Source organism: Saccharothrix sp. 6-C, from assembly GCF_016695385.1.
In the GTDB taxonomy this organism is placed as follows: Bacteria; Actinomycetota; Actinomycetes; order Mycobacteriales; family Pseudonocardiaceae; genus Actinosynnema; species Actinosynnema texasense.
Map to the genome: position 1 here is coordinate 1870945 of NZ_CP064192.1, position 18885 is coordinate 1889829.

20 protein-coding genes are annotated in these 18885 nt (G+C 73.0%); 14 read left to right on the forward strand and 6 right to left on the reverse strand.

Annotation, left to right across the window (positions count from 1 at the left end):
- Positions 1–13: 13 nt before the first annotated feature.
- Complete coding sequence (locus IOD16_RS08645) at positions 14–1111, reverse strand: PA2928 family protein (protein WP_201439613.1); 1098 nt, start codon at positions 1109–1111, stop codon at positions 14–16.
- Between the two features lie 120 nt (positions 1112–1231).
- Between IOD16_RS08645 and IOD16_RS08650 the strand changes: the two genes are divergently transcribed.
- From IOD16_RS08650 to IOD16_RS08690, 9 genes are all read left to right on the forward strand, one after another.
- Positions 1232–2491: a hypothetical protein gene (locus IOD16_RS08650; RefSeq protein ID WP_201439614.1), complete on the forward strand. Its 1260-nt coding sequence runs from the start codon at positions 1232–1234 to the stop codon at positions 2489–2491.
- The gene (locus IOD16_RS08655; RefSeq protein ID WP_201439615.1) at positions 2488–3498 is read left to right on the forward strand and encodes a hypothetical protein; all 1011 of its coding nucleotides are present in this window, start codon (positions 2488–2490) and stop codon (positions 3496–3498) included. Before IOD16_RS08650 ends, IOD16_RS08655 begins: the two co-directional genes overlap by 4 nt.
- On the forward strand, positions 3495–5702 hold the full coding sequence (locus IOD16_RS08660) for a hypothetical protein (RefSeq protein WP_201439616.1): 2208 nt from the start codon (positions 3495–3497) through the stop codon (positions 5700–5702). The genes IOD16_RS08655 and IOD16_RS08660 overlap by 4 nt, the downstream gene beginning before the upstream one ends.
- Entirely contained in the window at positions 5696–6892 is a 1197-nt protein-coding gene (locus IOD16_RS08665; RefSeq protein ID WP_201439617.1) for a CHAT domain-containing protein, read from the forward strand. Before IOD16_RS08660 ends, IOD16_RS08665 begins: the two co-directional genes overlap by 7 nt.
- Before the next feature lie 63 nt (positions 6893–6955).
- Positions 6956–7405 carry a hypothetical protein gene (locus tag IOD16_RS08670; protein WP_201439618.1) on the forward strand — a complete coding sequence of 150 codons (450 nt, stop codon included), beginning with the start codon at positions 6956–6958 and terminating at the stop codon, positions 7403–7405.
- Positions 7406–7445: 40 nt separating this feature from the next.
- Entirely contained in the window at positions 7446–7778 is a 333-nt protein-coding gene (locus IOD16_RS08675; protein ID WP_201439619.1) for a hypothetical protein, read from the forward strand.
- Positions 7775–8215 carry a MerR family transcriptional regulator gene (locus IOD16_RS08680; RefSeq protein ID WP_201439620.1) on the forward strand — a complete coding sequence of 147 codons (441 nt, stop codon included), beginning with the start codon at positions 7775–7777 and terminating at the stop codon, positions 8213–8215. The genes IOD16_RS08675 and IOD16_RS08680 overlap by 4 nt, the downstream gene beginning before the upstream one ends.
- Before the next feature lie 249 nt (positions 8216–8464).
- On the forward strand, positions 8465–9685 hold the full coding sequence (locus IOD16_RS08685) for a cytochrome P450 (RefSeq protein ID WP_201439621.1): 1221 nt from the start codon (positions 8465–8467) through the stop codon (positions 9683–9685).
- An 11-nt stretch (positions 9686–9696) separates the two neighbouring features.
- Positions 9697–10764, forward strand: a complete 1068-nt coding sequence (locus IOD16_RS08690) for a type III polyketide synthase (RefSeq protein ID WP_201439622.1) — start codon at positions 9697–9699, stop codon at positions 10762–10764.
- Positions 10765–10818: 54 nt separating this feature from the next.
- Here IOD16_RS08690 and IOD16_RS08695 read toward each other — a convergent pair whose 3' ends face one another.
- Both IOD16_RS08695 and IOD16_RS08700 read right to left on the reverse strand, forming a co-directional pair.
- The gene (locus IOD16_RS08695; RefSeq protein ID WP_201439623.1) at positions 10819–11352 is read right to left on the reverse strand and encodes an AAA family ATPase; all 534 of its coding nucleotides are present in this window, start codon (positions 11350–11352) and stop codon (positions 10819–10821) included.
- A 19-nt stretch (positions 11353–11371) separates the two neighbouring features.
- Positions 11372–12195, reverse strand: a protein-coding gene (locus tag IOD16_RS08700; protein WP_201441186.1) for an IS5 family transposase whose coding sequence is annotated in 2 segments (ribosomal slippage) — positions 11372–11841 and positions 11841–12195 — 825 coding nt in all. Because the reading frame shifts where the segments join, the coding sequence is not laid out codon by codon here.
- A gap of 126 nt (positions 12196–12321) precedes the next feature.
- Here IOD16_RS08700 and IOD16_RS08705 point away from each other — a divergent pair.
- On the forward strand, positions 12322–13227 hold the full coding sequence (locus IOD16_RS08705; RefSeq protein ID WP_201439624.1) for an alpha/beta fold hydrolase: 906 nt from the start codon (positions 12322–12324) through the stop codon (positions 13225–13227).
- Here IOD16_RS08705 and IOD16_RS08710 read toward each other — a convergent pair.
- Both IOD16_RS08710 and IOD16_RS08715 read right to left on the reverse strand, forming a co-directional pair.
- Complete coding sequence (locus IOD16_RS08710) at positions 13217–13393, reverse strand: DUF397 domain-containing protein (RefSeq protein ID WP_123742731.1); 177 nt, start codon at positions 13391–13393, stop codon at positions 13217–13219. The two genes, IOD16_RS08705 and IOD16_RS08710, sit on opposite strands and share 11 nt — an antisense overlap.
- Entirely contained in the window at positions 13390–14247 is an 858-nt protein-coding gene (locus tag IOD16_RS08715; protein WP_236594836.1) for a helix-turn-helix domain-containing protein, read from the reverse strand. Before IOD16_RS08715 ends, IOD16_RS08710 begins: the two co-directional genes overlap by 4 nt.
- 92 nt (positions 14248–14339) lie before the next feature.
- Between IOD16_RS08715 and IOD16_RS08720 the strand changes: the two genes are divergently transcribed.
- Positions 14340–14561 carry a hypothetical protein gene (locus IOD16_RS08720; RefSeq protein WP_201439625.1) on the forward strand — a complete coding sequence of 74 codons (222 nt, stop codon included), beginning with the start codon at positions 14340–14342 and terminating at the stop codon, positions 14559–14561.
- Here IOD16_RS08720 and IOD16_RS08725 read toward each other — a convergent pair.
- A complete protein-coding gene (locus IOD16_RS08725; RefSeq protein ID WP_201439626.1) occupies positions 14542–15930 on the reverse strand; it encodes a WS/DGAT/MGAT family O-acyltransferase in 1389 nt (462 codons plus the stop codon). The genes IOD16_RS08720 and IOD16_RS08725 overlap by 20 nt on opposite strands.
- Positions 15931–16073: 143 nt before the next feature.
- Between IOD16_RS08725 and IOD16_RS08730 the strand changes: the two genes are divergently transcribed.
- From IOD16_RS08730 to IOD16_RS08740, 3 genes are all read left to right on the forward strand, one after another.
- Complete coding sequence (locus IOD16_RS08730; RefSeq protein ID WP_201439627.1) at positions 16074–16883, forward strand: esterase/lipase family protein; 810 nt, start codon at positions 16074–16076, stop codon at positions 16881–16883.
- A gap of 343 nt (positions 16884–17226) precedes the next feature.
- A complete protein-coding gene (locus tag IOD16_RS08735) occupies positions 17227–18120 on the forward strand; it encodes an amino acid ABC transporter permease (protein ID WP_201439628.1) in 894 nt (297 codons plus the stop codon).
- Positions 18108–18872, forward strand: a complete 765-nt coding sequence (locus IOD16_RS08740; protein ID WP_328809489.1) for an amino acid ABC transporter ATP-binding protein — start codon at positions 18108–18110, stop codon at positions 18870–18872. Before IOD16_RS08735 ends, IOD16_RS08740 begins: the two co-directional genes overlap by 13 nt.
- The last annotated feature ends 13 nt before the right edge of the window (positions 18873–18885 follow it).

An 18885-nucleotide genomic window follows, 5' to 3' on the forward strand; every position in this document is an offset into this window, starting at 1 on the left:
TGTCCTTTCCGAGTCAGCGGTGGGAACCGAAGAAGTCCGACAGGCCCACCTCGAGCGACACGACCCGGCCGTCGCCCCGGGCCGCGGCGAACACCTCGCCCGCGGTCAGCGCCGTGATGCCGTCGGGGCCGACGAGCGCGCGGTCGACCCGGGAGTCGACCGCCAACGTGGCGGTGACCTGCCCGGTGGCCAGGGAGACCAGGCTCAGCGCGACGCCCGCGTCGTTCACCGAGCGCTGGTGCTCGACCAGCACGTGCCCGGTGGCGGCGGCGACCGCGGTCACGCCGTCGACCACCAGCCGGGCGCCCTGGAACGTGGTCGCGCCCACCGGGACCTCCCGCCCGTCGACCGTGACGCGGACCAGCACGCTGCCCGGCACGGCCCCCGGCGCCTGCCGCAGCGCCACCCGCTCGGCCCCGGCGTCCAACGCGGCTTCGACGCCGGTCGCCGCGGTCGGCGCGCCCGGTCCGCGCTGCACGGAGAGCCGGCCGGACCACGTCGCGGCGGTCTGCGCGTCCACCGGGGTGGCCACCACCTCGTCCAGCCCGATCGCCAACACCCCTCCGGTGGCGGTCATGGCCATCAAGCGGCTGTTCTCCCGGTCGTACGCGTAGGCGGTCCGCGCCGTGGCGTACGCATCGCCCAACCCCTGGACGCCCGCGCCCTCGGCGACGACCGACCCGTCCGCCAACCCGACGACGACCAGCCCCGAATCGGTGGCCAGGTAGGCGTAGCGCCGCCCGGCCGCCAGCACCGACGCCTCCCAGACCAGCCGGTCGGACAGCTGCCTGTCCCACAGCACCTCGCCGGTCGCCGGGTCGGTGGCCGCCAGCCGCACCTGGAACAGGTCCTGCGTCATCATCTGGAACATGCCGCGCACGCCGTGCCGCGCGTACGGCGCCAGCACCACGTCCCGCCCGTCGATCTCGGCGAACGCGAAACCGGCCTGCATCTCGACCTCCGGCTCCGGGGAGACCGCGTAGGACCCGCCGAAGAGCAGCAGCGCGACCAGCGCCGGCGGCACCAGGAACAGCGGCAGCGCCCGGCGACGCCGACGCGGTGGGGTCTCGTAGGGCATCACCGGCGAGTACTGCTGCGGTGTCCGGTACATCGGTTCCCCCGTTCGGCCGTGGTGCGGGTAGCGTCGACCTGGCATCTCGCCTACCGGTCCCAGGAACGGGCTGCGCGAGTCCGCCACCAGCGGTGATCCGGTTCGACTAGGCTCGGTCTGGTGAGCACCGTCCGAGTCGCGACGCTTCCGCGCGGTGCGCTGGTCGCCCGGGCGTGGGCCGGCCTGGGCGACGCGGTCGCGCCGCTGAGCAACGCGGCGGGCCGCCCGCTGACCCGCACGGTGAAGCTGATCCTCGACCCGCTCGTGCTGCGCCCGGTGCTCCACCCGGAGTTCGCGGCGGGCGCGATCGCCGCCGAGCACGCCGACGCCCTGACCTCCCGGATCGCCGAGGCCGGCCCGGTGCTGGCCGCGACCGCGAGCTGGTTCGCGGTGCTGAAGAAGGAACGCCGCCGCCGCTGGATCACCGACGGCAACCCGCAGGACCTCTACTTCCAGCGCTGCTTCGAGCTGGCCACCGCGCACGGCGAACCCGGGCCGGACGCCGCCGACGTGGCCGCGGCCGTGCTGGCGGAGGTCCACGAGCAGGACGGGCCGACCGTCGCCGCGCTGCGCGACCACGTGACCGACCCGGAGCACGCCGCCGAGCTGAACCGCCTGCTCGACACCGCCTGGTCCGCCGCCCGCCCATCCGGTGCGCCGCCGGCTTCCGCCGCGGTGTCGGCGGCGACCTCCTCGTTCCTGGCCACCTGCGCCGTCACGCCCGACCGGGACCTGTTCGACGCGCTCGTCACCGGCTCGGCGGGCAGCGCGGCCGCGGCGGACCTCGACCGGCCGGGGGTGGCGCTGGCACACGGGCTGACCTCGCGTGAGCGGCCCGTGCGCCCCGAGCTGGGGCGCGGCGCGTCGAAGGCGAACCTGCCCAAGCCGTTCGACCGGTCGATCGTGGAACGCCTGTTCGCGCCGCTGACCAACGCGTTCCAGCGGGCCGGGCTGGCGGACGTGCCGACGTTGGCGCGGCGCGAGATCGCCCGGTCGGCCGGGCCGTGGCAGCTCGCCGAGGAGCGCAGCCGGCTCGTCGTGGTGCTGGGGCGGGACGCGTCCGCCGACCTCGTGGGCCCGCCGACGGGTGGTCCGGGCTCGGCGGCGGCCCGGCTGCGGTCGCGGTGGGAGCGCGAGGCGTACGTGCACCGCGCGCTGCGGATGCCGTCGGCCGTGCCCGCGGAACTCCGCGCGGACGTGCGCGGTGTGCGGGAGGCGTACCTGCGGCGGTTGTGGGTGCGCGTGCACGGCCGGGAACTGCGGCACGAGACCGTGACGTCCGACCAGGTGTGGGACGTGCTCGACGGCGTGCTGCGCTCGGTGATCCTGGACCAGCGCGACCGGTTGCGCTCGGTGCTGGAGCGGGAGGCGGTGGCGTGAGGGTGACGCGGGGTTCCGACCTGGTCGTCGGCGACTGGCCCACGTCGCCCGAGGTCGTGGCGCTGCTCGAAGGCTCGGGCGCCTCGCTCGCGTGGGACGTCCTGGCCGAGGACGCCGTGCCCGCCGCGCGCGTGCACGACCCCGAGCGCGCGTCCGAGTGGCTGTGGGAGGTCTACGGCGACGCCGCCGAGGCGATCCTCGGTGGCGCGGCCGAGGTGGCGGTGCCCGGGGTCGGCGACTGGCGGGTCCGGGACGCCTGCCGCCGGGCGGCGCAGCTGGACTGGGCGCGCGCGTGGTGGCCCGCGTCGGTCACCGCCGGCGTGCCCCCGTTGGACCCCGCCGTGCTGCACGCGGAACGCGCGGTCGCCCTGTCCGCCGTGGAGCACCTGCTGGACGACCCGGAGGCGGTCGAGCGGGCGTTGGCCCCGGTCGTGCCGCTCGCCGTGCCGACGTCCGACCCGGAGCTGGCCGCGTTGGCCGAGCGGGTCGCCGAGCTGGCCGAGGACTACGGCGTGGAGCCGCGGCCGGCCGAAGCGCCGAGCAGGGCCGCGTTCGCGCTGGCCGCCGGAGGCGCGGACGGCGCGGCCGGTGTCACGGCCCTGTCCGGTTCGTCCTCTGTGGACTGGGCGTTGGTGCCGCACGGCGCGGTCGACGCCGCCGCGCCGGCTCGGTGGGCCGTCGTGCGGCGGCAGGGGAGCACGGTGCTGGAGGTGTCGGTGGTGCCCGGACCCGCGCCGGGGACCCGTTTGGCGGCCCGGTTCGGCGACGTCGAGGTGGCGGTGGACGGGGTCGACGCGGCGGGGTGGCTCACCGGCGCCGCGCCCGTGTCGGCGGCGGTGTTGCTGCTGCCGCCGGACCGGCGCGTGCTGACCGTCTACGCGCCGGGCTTCGCCGAACCGACCGCGCCCGACCCGGACGCTCCCGCGCGCCGTGCCGCGATCATCGCCTACGCCCGGTCCCGGCTCGGCTCACCGACCGCGACCACGACCGAACGGACCGCCCGGTGACCGACCCGGCTGACCTGACCGACCTGTCGGACCTGAACGACGAAGGCGTGCGGCTGGCCGGCGCCGGTGACCTGGTGGGCGCGCGCTCGGTGTTGGAGGCGGCGCTCGCCGCGTCGCCACCGGAGGACCGCGCGCAGGTCATGGTGAACCTGGCGCACGTGGTGAACGCGCTCGACGAGCGGGAACGCGCCGTGGACCTGCTGACCGAGGCCATCGCGTCGGGGGAGGGGGTCGTCAGGCTGACGGCCGTCGCGTCGCGCGCGGACCTGCTGCCGTGGCTCGGCCGGTGGGACGAGGCGTGGCGGGACGTCGAGGAGGCGCTCGTCGACGTCGACCCGGCGCAGCAGGTGGTGCTGCGCAACACCCGGGTGGGGCTGCTGATGATGGCCGGTCACCTCGCGGAGGCCGAGGCGGAGGCCGTCGAGGCGGTCGAGCTGGCCGGGCGGCACGCGCCCGAGTACCTGGCGAACCTCTACGCGAACCTGGCGCTCCTCGCCGACGAAGCGGGGGACGAGGGCCGTGCGGCGGCGTACCGGGTGCTGTCGGACAACCCGGGCAGGCAACCGCTCGGACCCCGGTGGCAGCGGTTCGTGGAGCTGAACACCGAGGGCGCGGTCCTGCTGTCGTCGGGTGACCGGGACGCCGCCAGGACCGCCTTCGCCGCCGCACACCGCGAAACCCTCGAAGTGCCGCTGCGCGAACCACCCGAGCCCGCCGACGCCTCCGAACCCGTCGACGCCTCCGAACCCGCCGACGCCTCCGGGACCGACCCGGCCGCGGTGGACGACGTCGAAGCCCTGGTCTGCCGCGCCGGGGTCGCGGGCAACCTGGCCGGGGTCGCCGACCACCCCGAGGAAGCCGTCCGCTGGAGCACCGAAGCCGTCGAGGCGGCCCGGACGGCGCTCACGATCGTCGGCGACGCCTACGGCTCGGCCACGGTCCTGGTGAACGCCCTGCTCTCCCGCGCCGCGGCCCGCCTCACGCAGACGCACCTGCCCGAAGCGCTGACCGACCTCGACGAAGCCCTCGACCTGGTGACCCGGGCCGAGGACGCCGACTCGTTCGAAGCCACCGTCCGCGCCTCCCGGGCCCGCGTCCTCGCCGTCGGCGGGTGGTTCGCCGAAGCGGCCGACGAAGCGCGGGCCGCGCTGGACCTCGCCTACACCGCCGCCCCCACCATGGCCGCGTCCGTCCACGCCACCCTGGCCGAGATCGCGAGCGCCACCGGCGACCTCCCCGGCGCCACCGAACACCTCGCCCTGGCCCGCGACCTCAGCGCCGCCACCGGTGACGTCGCCGGGGTCGCCACCGCCCTGCTCAGCTCCGCCCGGCTGGCCTACCTCGCCGCGGACCTCGACCGGGCGGACGCGTGGTACGACGAGGCGGAAGCGCTCCTCGCCGACGACCCCCGCCGGTTGGCCGCGTGCCTGCACGGTCGGGCGGCCGTCGCGGTCCTGCGCGGCGAGCCCCGGGCGGCCCTGGCGTCGACGGACCGGGCACTGGCCCTCGTGGAGTCGCCGACCCCGCTGGAGTCGTTGGCGTGGCACCAAGTGCGCGGCTCGGCGTTCGAGGCGGCCCGGGACTTCGCCGAGGCCGAGTCCTGCTACGCCGAAGCGGAGGCGCTGTGCGAGGCGGCCGGCCTGTGGCACGTCGCGCTGGGCATGGCGTGGTGGCGCGCGGACGCGTTGATCCGCCGGGCCGCCGACGCCACCGGCGAGGAACGGCAGCGGCTCGCCCACCGGGCGCTGGACCTCGCCCTGCCCGCCGCGCTGGCCGCGGAAGCGGTCCGGCAGCGGTTCCCGCACGGGCCCCTGCGCGAGCAGTGGGTGGCCCTGGCCTCCGCGCCCGCCACCCGGTCGGCGTTCCTGGCCATCCGGGCGCTCGGCGACTCCGCGTTGGCGGCGGAGTACGTCGACCACGTGGCCGGCGCGGTGTCCCTGCACGCGGACGGCGTCACCGTGCCGGTGCAGCGCGGCGACCTGGTCGGACTGCCACCGCCCCCCACCACCGGGGCGCACCTGCCCTACGCGGCCTCCGGGTTCGCCACGGGCGCGGACCCCGCTTTCCACTCCACCGGTTTCGAACTGCCGCCGAGGGTCCGGCTCGACCCGGCCGTGCCGACCGCCCTGGACGCCTGGATCGACGTGACCGAGCAGCGCTACGGGTTCGCGGTGCGGTCGGCACGGGCGGTGGCGTCGTGGTGACCGTGCAGCTCAAGCTCGTGGACGCGGGCGACCTGTACGTGTCGTGGCGGTGGGAGCACGAACCGGCCGAACCCCGCGTCATCGCCGTGCCGCGCGACCTCGTGCAGGGCACGTTGGACGAGTGGGCCGCGGCGGTGCCGTCGCCGCTGCCGGGCGAGACCGCCGACCACGCCCTGCGGCGGGCGCTCACGAACGGCCCGCTCGTCGACCACGCCCGCGAGCTCGACCTGGCGACGCGGATGGCGCGCGCGCTGATCCCGCACCGTCTGGCGGCCGAGCTGAACTCCTGGCTGACCCGGGGCATCCGGCCGCACCTGCGCGTCCAGCCATCCCCCTCGACCGCCCTGGTGCCTTGGGAAGCGCTGAGGGTCGACGAAGGTCGACGCGCGGTGCACGACACCACCGTCTCCGTGCTCCCACCGGCGACCGTCGGCAACGCGGTGGGCCGTCGGGTGCGCGACTTCGACCCGCGGGGACCGGTCGTCAGCGTGCTGGACCCGGTCGTGCCCGGGTTCTCCGACGCGTCCGGCCTCGGTTCGGTGCTCGGCCACCCGACCCCGGAACTGGCCGCGCTCGCGCCCGGTGGCGTGCGCCGCGACGACATCGACCGCGACCACCTCGAACGGGCGCTGGCCACCGCCTCGCGCTTCCTCTACGTCGGGCACGTGACCACCGGCGGCCACGGCCTGGACGCACGCCTGCACCTGTCGTGCACGGCGGACACCACGGGCCGGGCCGCACCGCTCGGCGCGCACCGCCCCCTGGCCGCCGCCGACCTCGTGCTGGGCCACCGCCCCGGCCCGGTGCGCCCGTGGCGGATACCGGCCCGGGTCGCCCTGGTGGCCTGCGAGAGCGGCGGCGACGTCCGCTTCGCCGAACCGTCCGGCCTGGTCACGGCCATGGTGCACGGCGGCGCGGAGCACGTGACCGCGACCAGGTGGACGTTGCCGACCGACGAAGGGCTGCGCCGCCTGGTGCCCGGGTTCCCGGCGACCCCCGTCCTCGGGCCGACCGTGGTCGCCGTCGACGCCGCCCACCGCGCACCCGACCCGGTGACCGCGCTCAACGACTGGCAACGCGCCGCCGCCACCCGGTGGGAGGAGACGGGCGATCCCACCTGCTCGCCGCTCCTGTGGGCCGCGTTCACCACCACCTGGGCGCCACCTCGCGGCAGACTTCGGGAACGGTAGGGCGTCGACCGCGTCATAACGTCGTCAACGGGGTTCCCCGGAACGCGACGAGGGGTGGGACTGGTGGTCGGGTCGAGGGACGAAGCGCTGCACGCGCGGGTCCGGGAGCTGGAAGGCCGCGTCGAGCAGCTGGCCGGCCTGCTGGGCAAGCTGACCGAGGACGTGGAGCGGCACGCGCGGCCGGCCGAGCCGGCCGAACGCGCGGAGAGCGCACTCGGGTCACCGGCGGGGCGGGCGGCTGCGGCGGGGATCGGCGAACCGCGCTTCCCGGCCGCCCTGGACACCGTCTACCAGGCCAGGACCTTCGGGTACGTGTCCGTGTACTTCGTCACCGGCCGGACCGCGCGGGTCCGGTTGCTGGTGGGGCCGCAGAGCCCGCCCACCACCGTCGTCGGCCACGTCGCCGATGGTCACCTGGGCGGCGTCGTGCGTCCCGGCGAGTTCTGGATGGCCGCCACCCACAAGCCGGGGCTGAGAACCGGTTTCGAGTGCGTCTTCACGCCCCTGTTCTGAGGTTGCACCCGGTACCGGGGTACAGGCTTACCTTGGCGTCATGAGCACAGATCAACCCCGGGCCACGTGGGCGCCGGCGGCGTGCGCGCTGCCGACCGCGGAACGCCCGCTGCGGGAAGCGGAGTTCGACCGCCTGTTCACCACCGGCGACGTGCGGCGCCCGGACCCGACCCACCTGCGCATCACCCTCGACCCGACGCCGGAGGTGGCGGCGCGGGCGGCGGCGCTGGCCGTGCGCGAGACCGGGTGCTGCTCGTTCTTCACGTTCGCCGTCGTGGCCTCGGCCGGGCAGGTGCGGCTGGACGTCACCGTCACCGGCGAGCACGTCGACGTGCTCGACGCCTTGCAGGAGCGGGCGGGTGAGCGGGCGTGACCGCGTTCAGCAGCGGCCGGCTCGCCGAGGCGGCCGGGGTGAACCACCAGACGTTGCGCTACTACGAGCGCCGGGGCCTGCTGTCCGAGCCGGACCGGACGCCGGGCGGCCACCGCCTCTACCCGCCGGAAGCGCTCACCGTGCTGCGGATGATCAAGGCGGCGCAGCGGCTCGGGTTCACCCTGGACGAGATCTCCGACCTGCTCGACGCGCGCCGCCGGGGGCTCGGCGCGCGCCGTGAGCCGGGGTTGCGGGACCGGGTCGCGACCAAGCTCGCCGAGGTGGAGGCCAGGATCGCCGACCTCGGCGTCATCCGCGACACCCTGCGCAGCGCGCTCGACTTCGGCTGTGACGACCTGCTCACGTGCGCCCACGCGCCGTCCTGCCCGATCCCGTTCGCGGCTGCGGCCGAGGACGCCAGCTGCGGGTCGTGCTGATCTACTTTGCGCGGTTGTGGCGCACCGAGCCGGTGCTCGAAGGAGGGTGTTTGAGCGCCTGGACGTGTGGGGAGAGCCGGCTCGGAGAGTGAGCGGGCCCGCGGTCGCCGGTCACGAACCGGTGGGAGAACCGCGACAACTGATGAACCCGCGCCCGCGGAGCGACGTGGCGGTCCGACAACGTGTCTGATGGGAAGGATGAGTTTCCGACCCGGACCGCCGCAGATCACCGCAGAGGGGGACGACGTTGTGAACGTCCAGACGCACCACCGCGAGGTCGTGCCCAGCTGTCCCTTTCGTCACGACGAAGCCCTGGAGCCCGACCCCTTCCTGACCCGGATGCGGACCGACTCGCCCGTCGCCAAGGTCCGACTGCCCTACGGCGAGGGCGACGCGTGGCTCGTGACGCGCCACGACGACGTCCGCGCGGTCACCTCCGACCGCCGGTTCAGCCGGGCCGCGCTGATCGGCCGGGACTTCCCGCGCATCACCCCCGCGCCCATCGCGCAGCGCGAGGCGATCAACCTGATGGACCCGCCCGCCCTCAACCGGGTCCGCAGGCTGGTCGCCAAGGCGTTGTCCACGCCCCAGGTCGAGGCGCTGCGACCGTGGGCACGGCGGACCGTGGACACCCTGCTCGACACCATGGTCGAGCACGGCCCGCCGGCGGACGTGGTCGAGCACCTGGCGGCCCGGCTGCCCCTGATGACGATCTGCGAGCTGCTGGACATCCCCGAACCCGACCGGCCCGCGCTGCGGCGGTGGGCGGCGGCCATGATGTCGATGCGCCTCGCCGACCGGGTCACCGCCGCCGGCGCCAAGATCGCGATGCGCGCCTACTTCGACCGGCTCACCGCCGCCCGCCGCCGCGACCCCGGCGACGACCTGGTCAGCGCCCTCGCCACCGCCCGCGTGAACGGCGACGTGCTGACCGACGCGGAGCTGTCCGTGCTGGCCATGCTGCTGGTCGTCACCGGCCACGACACCACCACCTACGAGATCTGCGACATCACGTACACGCTGCTCACCCACCCCGGGCACCTGGCGCGGCTGCGGTCGGGGCCGGAGTCGCTGCCCCGGGCCATCGAGGAGCTGCTGCGGTTCATCCCGTTCCGCCAGGGCGTCGGCATCCCGCGCGTCGCGCTGGAGGACGTCGAGGTGGGCGGCGTGACGATCAGGGCGGGTGAGGCGGTCCACGTGTCGTACCTGGCCGCGAACCGCGACGGGTTCGCCTACGACCGGCCCGACGAGATCGACTTCGACCGCGACGACCCGGTGCCGCACCTGGCGTTCGGCCACGGCAGCCACCACTGCCTCGGCTCCCACCTGGCCCGGATGGTCCTCCAAGTGGCCATCGGCGGGCTGCTGGCCCGGTTCCCGACCCTGCGGTTGGCCGTGCCGGCGCGGGACGTGCGGTGGAGCACCGCCTCGATCTGGCGGTACCCGCTGACGCTGCCCGTCGCCTGGTGAGGGGCGGCGACGTGGCCACCCTGTGCCGGCCCGCCATCGCGGTGCCGGAGCACCTCATCACCCGGGAGCAGACCCTGGCGCTGGCCAAGGTCCTGCACCACGACCACCCGCAGCTGGACCTCGCGCTGCGGCTCATCGACAACACCGGCGTCCAGACCAGGCACATCCTCCAGCCGATCGGGGACACCCTGGAACACCCCGGCTTCGCCGTGCGCAACGCCCTCTACGAGAAGGAGGCCAAGTCCAGGGTGCCGGACGTGGTGCGCCGGGCGCTGGACCACGCCGACCTCACGGCCACCGACATCGACCTCATCGTGTACGTCTCGTGCACCGGCTTCATGATGCCGTCGATGACCGCCTGGCTGATCAACGCGATGGGGTTCCGGTCCTCGACCAGGCAGCTCCCGATCGCGCAGCTGGGCTGCGCCGCCGGCGGTGCGGCGATCAACCGCGCGCACGACTTCTGCACCGCCTACCCCCGGTCGAACGTGCTGATCGTGGCGTGCGAGTTCTGCTCGCTGCTGTACCAGCCGACCGACCTCGGCATCGGCAACCTGCTGTCCAACGGCCTGTTCGGCGACGCGCTGGCCGCCGCCGTGGTGCGGGGCGAGGGCGGCGAGGGCGTGCGGATCGAGCGGAACAGCTCGCGCCTGGTGCCCGACACCGAGAGCTGGATCGCCTACGAAGTCCGGGAGACCGGCTTCCACTTCCTGCTCGACAAGCGGGTGCCGGGCACGATGTCCGTGCTCGCGCCCGCCATGCGGGACGTGGCCGAGCCGCACGGCTGGGACATCGCCGACCTCGACTTCTACATCGTGCACGCGGGCGGGCCGCGGATCCTCGACGACCTCGGCAAGTACCTGCGGCTGCCGCCGGAGACGTTCCGGTACAGCCGCACGACGCTCACCGAACGCGGCAACGTGGCCAGCGTCGTCATCTTCGACGCCCTGGAACGGCTCTTCGCCGACGGCGGGGCCGGGCACGGCGCACGCGGCGTCATCGCCGGTTTCGGCCCCGGCATCACCGCGGAGATCGCGCTCGGCACCTGGGCCGCGTCCCGCGTGGCCGCGGTGACGTGACCCGTGTGCGGGAGGTGGCCGAGGCGTGCGCCTCGGCCCGGCGCGCACGTCCTCCTAGAGGGTGGCGAGGACCTGGTCGGCCAGCTCCTCCGGGGTGTGCCGGTCGGCCTGGAGGACCAGCGCGTCCGCGGGTAGGGCGGCCCGTGCGGCGACGCAGCGGTCGACGTTGCCCAGCCGGAACTCGCGGATCCGCGCGTCGGCCTCCTCGTTGTACGGGTCCATCACCTGGGCCTCGATGCGCCGGCGCAGCTCGTCGGCCGGCACGTCCAGGAAGACGTGCCGCAGCGGGACGTCCGCGGCGGCGAGGAGCTTGAAGACCTCCTCCCGGTAGGTCGGCTCGACCAGCGTCATGGGCGTGATCAGGTGCCGCCCGTACTCGCGGTGCAGGGTGATCGCGAACTCGGCGGTCAGCTTGCGCCAGGCCGGGAGGTCCTGGAAGTCGCCGGTCTCCGCCGGGGGAGCCGACACCCGGAGCAGGAACCCGATGTGCTCCGGGTCGAACGACAGCGCGTCCGGGAGGCGGCGGCGCAGCTCCTCGGCCAAGGTCGTCTTGCCCGCGCCGAAGGCGCCGTTGATCCACACGATCATGTTCACCACATTAGAACTCCTAACGCAATGAGTGGTGGCGTTGGAGGCGTCGCCAGCAGATGATCGAGCAGGCGATGCTGAGGAAGGCCTCGTGGATGTCGTCGCGGATCTCCCAGCGGACGCGCAGGCGGCGGAACCAGTGCAGCAGCGCGAGGGTCTGTTCGACCACCCAGCGGTGGACGCCCAGACCCGAGCCGTGTTCGACGCCGCGGCGGGCGATGACCGGCCGGATGCCCTGGGCGCGGAGTTGGCGGCGGTACTTGTCGTGGTCGTAGGCCCGGTCGGCGAACAACCGGCCGGGCCTACGCCGCGGTCGTCCCACCCGTCCACGCACGGGCGGGACGGCGTGGATCAGCGGCATCAACTGGGTGATGTCGTTACGGTTCGCGCCGGTCAACGTCACCGCCAAGGGCACGCCGCCGCCGTCGGTGATCACGTGGTGCTTGGAGCCCGCCCGGGCACGGTCGACCGGGCTCGGCCCGGTTTTGGGCCGCCCTTCACCGCCCTGATCGACGAGGAGTCCACCACCGCCCGAGACCAGTCCAACGCCCCCGCGGCCTGCAACCTCGCCAACAGCAGCTCGTGCAGCCGGGACCACACCCCTGCGGCGTTCCAGTCCCGCAACCGCCGCCAACACGTCATGCCCGACCCGTAGCCCAGCTCCTGGGGCAGGAACTCCCACTGGATGCCCGTGTAGAGCACGAACAGGATGCCGCACAACGCCTTGCGATCGTCCAACCGCCTACGACCGGGATACCGGAACCGCCGCTCGACCTTCGGCAACAGCGGTTCGATCAACTCCCACAGCTCGTCCTCGACCTCCCACGGCCGACGCCGGGCCACACCAACCTCCCACCGGACCAACACCACATCCGACAAGATCACAGCATACCCAAGATCATTCTGTTAGGAGTTCTTAGGCGAGGGCCCCGGTCCCGACCGTCACCCGTCCGGGACATACTGACCGGTATGACGACACTCGACCACTGGGGCGGTACGAGCCGGCACGTCGACCTGGACGGCGCTCCGGTGCACTACGTCGACTTCGGCGGCGACGGACCGCCGATGGTGCTCGTGCACGGACTGGGCGGTTCGCACCTGAACTGGTGCCTGCTCGCGCCCCACCTGGTCGACCGCTACCGGGTGCTGGCCGTCGACCTCGCCGGGTTCGGGCTCACCCACCCCGAGGGTCGCGCCACGACCGTGCCCGCCAACGCGCGGCTGCTGGAGCGGTTCCTGGCCGAGGTGGTCGGCGAGCCGGCGGTGCTCGTCGGCAACTCGATGGGCGGGATGGTCGCCATCCTGCACGCCGCCCGCCGTCCCGCGTCGGTGACCGCGCTGGCGCTGCTGGACCCGGCCGTGCCGCTGGCGCTGGGCGCGCGGCTGGACCCGCAGGTGGCGGCGGCGTTCGCGATGTACGCCGTGCCCGGCGTGGGGCAGTGGTTCCTGGCGAAGTCGCGGGCCGGGGTGTCGACGCGGCGGCAGGTCAAGCGGGTGCTGAACCTGGTGTGCGCGAACGCGAAGTCGGTGCCGGAGGAGATGATCCTGGCCTCGATGTCGCTGCTGGAGCAGCGCGCCGAGATCCCGGGCCTGGACGAGGCGTTCCTGACGGCGGCCCGGTCGGTCGTGTGGACCGGGGCCACCCGGCGGCGGTACTACGCGGCGATGAGCAAGGTGCGCGTGCCGGTGTACCTGATGGCGGGCGACAAGGACCGGCTGGTGCCCGTGGCATCGGCCCGGGAAGCGGCGCGCCGCAACCCGTCGTGGCGCTTCGACGTGCTGGAGGGCGTCGGCCACGTGCCGCAGCTGGAGGTGCCCGAGCTGGTGGCGACGCGGATCAAGGAGTGGCTCGCCGCCGGGAGCCTCACCGGCTGAGGAACTTCGCCCAGGCGTCACGCGGGAACGACAGCACCGGCCCGGTGGGGTTCTTGGAGTCGCGGACGTCGATCGCGTCGGGCACGAACCGCACCTCGACGCACGACGGATTGTCCGCACTGCGACTCGACTTGAACCAGCCACTGCGGTCGGTGCGGTCCCTCACTCAAGCTCCCTGCGGATCTGCTCGATCAGACCAAGCGATTCGGTCCGGCCGAGGGCGTAACCCATGGCCTGGTCGTGAGCCAGATTGTACTCGCGCATCCGCATCGGTTGATCAATCAGATCCGTGGACGTGATCGTCTCCTGCCACACCAGCTCGGGCAGCCGGCTGCTGGCGAAGCCGAAGATGTAGAAGTTCGAGCCGCCGAGGGCGTTGTAGTAGTCGGCGGAGAACGGCACGATCCGCACGTCGAGCGTGTCCGGCAGCCGCTCGATCCTGTCCACCAGGTGCCGCAGCTGCCCGGCCATCACCTCGCGCCCGCCGACCTGCTGCCGCAGCGCGGACTCGGCGATGAGCGCGGTGAACCGGAGCGGGTCGTCCTCGTCGTCGAGGCGTTCCTGGCGCTTCATGCGCACCTCGACCCGGCGGTTCGCCTCGGCGAGCCGGATGCTGGGCCCGCCTCCGTGCATGACCGCCAGGGCGTAGTCCTTGGTCTGGAGCAGTCCGCTGATCAAGCCCGCGTTGTAGGCGCGGATGCCCTCGGCCCCGTGCTCGAAGCCGAAGTAGCGCAGCATGTCCGAGCTGAACATGGCGGAGTAGGGGCTCCACCAGGCGCGCTTACCCGCCGCCTCCCGGAGTGCTTGCAGCTCCTCGATCTCCGCTTCGTCGAACTCGAGCACGGTGGCGAGCTCGGCCAGCTTGCTCGCGTTGATCTTCAGCTTCCCGTTCTCGATGCCCGAGATGTACGACTGGCTCGTGTCGATGGCCTTGCCGGCCGACACGGCGGTGACGTCCATGAGCTCGCGGCGCTCGCGCAGGCGGAGACCCAGCTCCCAGCCGGCTACAGACGGTGACATGGCCATGATTTATCACCCGATCGGGTTGTGCCACTTGCTAATATTACCAAACCTCGGCACGATCTTAACAGAGGGCGGAGACGGGAGAAGTCATGGGTCGGGCTCAAGTTCACCTGTGGGTGCAGGTGCCGGGCGATGTGTGGATCAACTACGAGGTGGAGCCGGGAGGAGGTGCGGTGGTGTTCAAGATCGGTCAGGACGTGGAGCTGTACATCGACCCGAAAGCCCTGACCAGGATCAGCGAGGTGGCGGCGGAGGCGGTCGAGTCGGCGGGCGCGGCGGCGGCCGATCGCCTCAGTTCGCGGTCGTCGTGACCAGTTCGTCGAAGCCCGCGCGGATGCCGTCGGCGAGCACCTGGACGTCCGGCACGCCGTCGAAGTCCGCGTTGATGCCGAAGGTGATCTGGTCGAGGTAGGAGAAGATGCCCACGCTGACGCGCATGGTGCTGGCGATCGGCACGTACGGGTAGATCTCGGACAGCCGCCTGCCCAGCATGAACAACGGGATGCGGGGACCGGGGACGTTCGTCGTGACCGTCTGCAACAGCTGCTGCGGGAAGCGCATGGCGGTGCGCGAACCGAGGGCCAGCAGGGTGGGCGCGGCGAAGTTCGACAGGTTCGTGAGCACATCCGCCCCGGCCGCCTGGCGGCTGCCCTTGAGGTCGTCCATCTGCTCCCGGATCGACGCCAGTCGTGCCAGCGGATCCGGCTCACTGACAGGGAGGTTCACCAACACGGCACTGACCCGGTTGTTCAGCACGCCGCGCTCGGCGGACGACCGCATCGACACCGGCACCATGCTGCGCACCACCTGACCGTCGGCTAGGTCGTCGCGCTTGGCGAGCAGGTCGCGGAAACCGCGCGTCACCGCCGCGAGGATGACGTCGTTCACCGTGCCACCGGTGACCCGGCGGACGGCCTTGATCTCGGCGAGGTCCGCCCGGGCCCACACCCAGCGCCGGTGCGGTCCGATCGGCCCGTTCAAGGTCTTCGGGGTGCCGGCGACGAGTCGACGGGCGGTCGTCGGCAGGCTGCCCAGCACGGCCCGGCCGAAGTCCAGCACCTCCGAGCCGCTGCGCAACCGCTTGGCCAGCGCCGGGAACTTGGCCAGGTGCGTGACCGGCGTCAGCACCGCGTCGCGCACGCCGTCCACGACCAGGTCCAAGGTCGACGGGCTGTCGGCGGGCTGCCACCGCACCGGCTCGGGGAGCGGCGCGTCCTCCCGCCAGTCCAGCAGCACCTGCATGAGGTCGCTGCCCGCGATGCCGTCGATCAGGCAGTGGTGGACCTTCGAGATGATCGCCCACCGGCCGCCTTCCAAGCCCTCGACCAGCCAGACCTCCCACAACGGCTTGGCCAGGTCCAGGCGTTGCGCGAAGAGCCGGCCCGCGAGGTTGCGGAGCTGGTCGTCCGCGCCCGGCGACGGCACCGCGGTGTGCCGGACGTGGTAGAGGATCTGGAAGTGCTCGTCGTCCACCCACACCGGTCGGCCGACGTGCAGCGGCAGTGCCTTCACCCGCTGCCGGTAGCGAGGCACCGTGCCCAGCTTCGCCGCGAACAACCGCACCACGTCGCCGTACGACGGCGCCGGACCTTCGAAGACCAAGACCGACCCGACGTGCATGGGCACGTTCTCGTCCTCGATGAAGAAGAAACCCGCGTCCATGGCGCTCATCCGGTCCATCGCCCGACCGTAGGCCCGTGGCGGCCCGCTGGTCCAGGCAGGTGGCGCGCAGAAATCGAGACTTGCCGGTACTGGCGCAATCAACCGCCACGAAACATCATGGTCACCTGGGGTTCGCGCTCGACGCGGAGCGGGGAGGGGCCATGTCAGCACTGCCGCACGTCCCACCGGACCACCCTGACCTGCACGAAGAGCCGACCGCCGGGCCCGATCCGGCGCCGGGCCTGCTCTGGTACCTCACCGAACCGACCCGCACCGCCGTCGGCATCGGCCAGTTCGCGGCCACCCGCTCCTTGCTGAAAGCCGCGCCCAGCGGCGACGGCCACACCGTCCTGGTGCTGCCGGGCCTGGGCGCGACCGACGCCTCGACCGCGACGCTGCGCAAGTTCCTCACCGGCCTGGGCTACGACGTGCACGGCTGGGGCCTCGGCCTGAACATCGGCCCGTCGGTCGGGGTCGTGCGCGGGATGCGCGACCTGCTGCGGGAACTGGCCGTGAACGGCAAGGTCAGCATCGTGGGCTGGTCGCTGGGCGGCATCTTCGCCCGCGAACTGGCCCGCGACCACCCCGGCACGGTCCGCCAGGTCATCACCCTGGGCAGCCCCTACGCCATGACCGACCTGAACCAGACCAGGGTCAACCCCGTCTACCGGCTCCTGGCCAGGTTCTACGTCGCCGGCGCCGACATGCCGCCACCCGAGCACACCCGCCCGCCCTTCCCGGTGCCGTCCACGTCGGTCTACTCGAAGTCCGACGGCATCGTCGCCTGGCAGACCTGCATCTCCGCCCCCAGAGCCCGCCAGGAGAACGTCGCCGTCACCTCCAGCCACCTGGGCTACGGCTACAACGCCACCGTCCTCTGGCTGATCGCCGACCGCCTGTCCCAACGCCCCACCCGCTGGCGCCGCTTCACCCCACCGCCGGGCATGTCCCGGATGTTCCCCGAGCAGTAACCGGGACCGCCCGGCACCACCGAGACCACCGCCGAGACCACCGCCGGGATCGCTGCCGGGATCGCTGCCGCCGCAGGACTTCCCCGGCGCGACCACGCCCGCCCGATCCGTCGGACCGCGACATTCCTCTGTGGACCGGAGCGACCGCTCCGGCGTTCGTCGGTTCGGGTGACGCGGCCGGTTTGTCAACCACCTGACCACATCGTTCAGCACGTGGGCGTCCTTGTTCGCGCGCCGGCGGGGTGGCTACGTTTCCGCCCATCCCCGGGCGGCGGCCCCATCGCAGTGGCCCCCAGCGGTCCTTCGCGCCGCAGCGCCCTCCCCTCCCCGGAAGGACTCCGCCATGAGCGTGTCCGCGCGACCACGCCCGCGTGCCCTCGACTCGCCGGCGCTGAAGGTCGTCGCCGCCCGCCACCCGTGGCGGTGGGTGGGGATCGCGGTCGTGCTGGTCCTGCTGGCCCAGTTCGTCCACGGCCTGGCGACCAACCCCGGGTGGGACTGGGCCACGTTCGCCCGCTTCATCACCGCCCGATCCGTCCTGGACGCGGTCGTGGTCACCCTGGAGCTGACGCTCTACGGCACCGTCATCGGCTTCGCCCTGGGCATGGTGCTGGCCCTGATGCGGTTGTCGCGCAGCCGTTTCCTGGAAGCGGTGAGCTGGACCTACGTCTGGGCCTTCCGCTCGATCCCGCTGATCGTGCAACTGCTGTTCTGGTTCAACATCTCCTACCTCTACGAGGAGCTGAACTTCGGCGTCCCGTTCGGTCCGACGTTCTTCGGCTTCCCGACCAAGGACCTGATCAGCCCGATGGGCGCGGCCGTGCTGGGACTCGCGCTGCACCAGGCGGCGTACGCGGCGGAGATCGTGCGCTCCGGGGTCATCTCGGTGGACCACGGCCAGCTCGAAGCCGCCGCCGCGCTCGGCATCCCCCGGTCGCGCCAGCTGCGCCGGATCGTGCTGCCGCAGGCCATGCGCTCGATCCTGCCGAACGCCACCAACGAGGTGATCAGCCTCTTCAAGGGCACGTCCGTGGTCTCCGTGGTGGCCATCGGCGAGCTGTTCTACCAGGTCCAGGTGATCTACGGCCGCAACGCGCGGGTGGTCGCGCTGCTCATGGTCGCCACCGCGTGGTACATCGCGCTGACCACCCTGCTGTCGATCGTCCAGCACTACGTCGAGAAGCACTACGCCAAGGGCGCGACCAGGAACGAGGACGGGTGGAGATGGGCGAGGTGATGGTGGACGTCCGCGGCGTCCACAAGAGTTTCGGGGACAACGAGGTGCTGCGCGGCGTCGACCTCCGGGTCGGCGCGGGCGAGGTGGTGGTCGTGCTGGGGCCGTCCGGCTCGGGCAAGTCCACGCTGCTGCGCACCATCAACCACCTGGAGAAGGCCGACCGCGGCCTGGTCGGCATCGACGGCGACCTGATCGGCTACCGCCGTCGCGGCGACAAGCTGTACGAGCTGCGGGAGCGCGACGTGCTCCGGCAACGTGCCCACGTCGGTTTCGTGTTCCAGAACTTCAACCTGTTCCCGCACCTCACGGTGCTGGAGAACATCGTGGAGGCGCCGGTGGCGACGCGCCGGAAGCCCCCGGCCGAAGCCCGTGCGCAGGCCCGTCGGCTCCTGGACCGCGTCGGCCTGTCCGACAAGGAGTCCGCCTACCCGCGGCACCTGTCCGGCGGCCAGCAGCAGCGCGTCGCGATCGCCCGCGCCCTGGCGCTGGAACCGAAGGTGCTGCTGTTCGACGAGCCGACCTCCGCGCTGGACCCGGAGCTGGTCGGCGAGGTGCTCGACGTGATCCGGGACCTGGCCCGCAGCGGCACCACCATGATCGTCGTCACGCACGAGATCGGGTTCGCCCGCGACGTGGCCGACACCGTGGTCTTCATGGACGCCGGCGTCGTGGTCGAACAGGGACCGCCGGCCCAGGTCCTGGACGAGCCACAACACCCGCGCACCCGCGCGTTCCTGTCCAAAGTGCTCTGACCACACCCGGGAG

Bases quoted from the DNA above. Each gene is read 5' to 3' on its own strand.
- IOD16_RS08645 (WP_201439613.1), bottom strand. From the start codon at position 1,111: ATGTACCGGACACCGCAGCAGTACTCGCCGGTGATGCCCTACGAGACC.
- IOD16_RS08675 (WP_201439619.1), top strand. From the start codon at position 7,446: ATGAGCACAGATCAACCCCGGGCCACGTGGGCGCCGGCGGCGTGCGCG.
- IOD16_RS08695 (WP_201439623.1), bottom strand. From the start codon at position 11,352: ATGATCGTGTGGATCAACGGCGCCTTCGGCGCGGGCAAGACGACCTTG.
- IOD16_RS08705 (WP_201439624.1), top strand. From the start codon at position 12,322: ATGACGACACTCGACCACTGGGGCGGTACGAGCCGGCACGTCGACCTG.
- IOD16_RS08715 (WP_236594836.1), bottom strand. From the start codon at position 14,247: ATGTCACCGTCTGTAGCCGGCTGGGAGCTGGGTCTCCGCCTGCGCGAG.
- IOD16_RS08720 (WP_201439625.1), top strand. From the start codon at position 14,340: ATGGGTCGGGCTCAAGTTCACCTGTGGGTGCAGGTGCCGGGCGATGTG.
- IOD16_RS08725 (WP_201439626.1), bottom strand. From the start codon at position 15,930: ATGGACCGGATGAGCGCCATGGACGCGGGTTTCTTCTTCATCGAGGAC.
- IOD16_RS08730 (WP_201439627.1), top strand. From the start codon at position 16,074: ATGTCAGCACTGCCGCACGTCCCACCGGACCACCCTGACCTGCACGAA.
- IOD16_RS08735 (WP_201439628.1), top strand. From the start codon at position 17,227: ATGAGCGTGTCCGCGCGACCACGCCCGCGTGCCCTCGACTCGCCGGCG.
- IOD16_RS08740 (WP_328809489.1), top strand. From the start codon at position 18,108: ATGGGCGAGGTGATGGTGGACGTCCGCGGCGTCCACAAGAGTTTCGGG.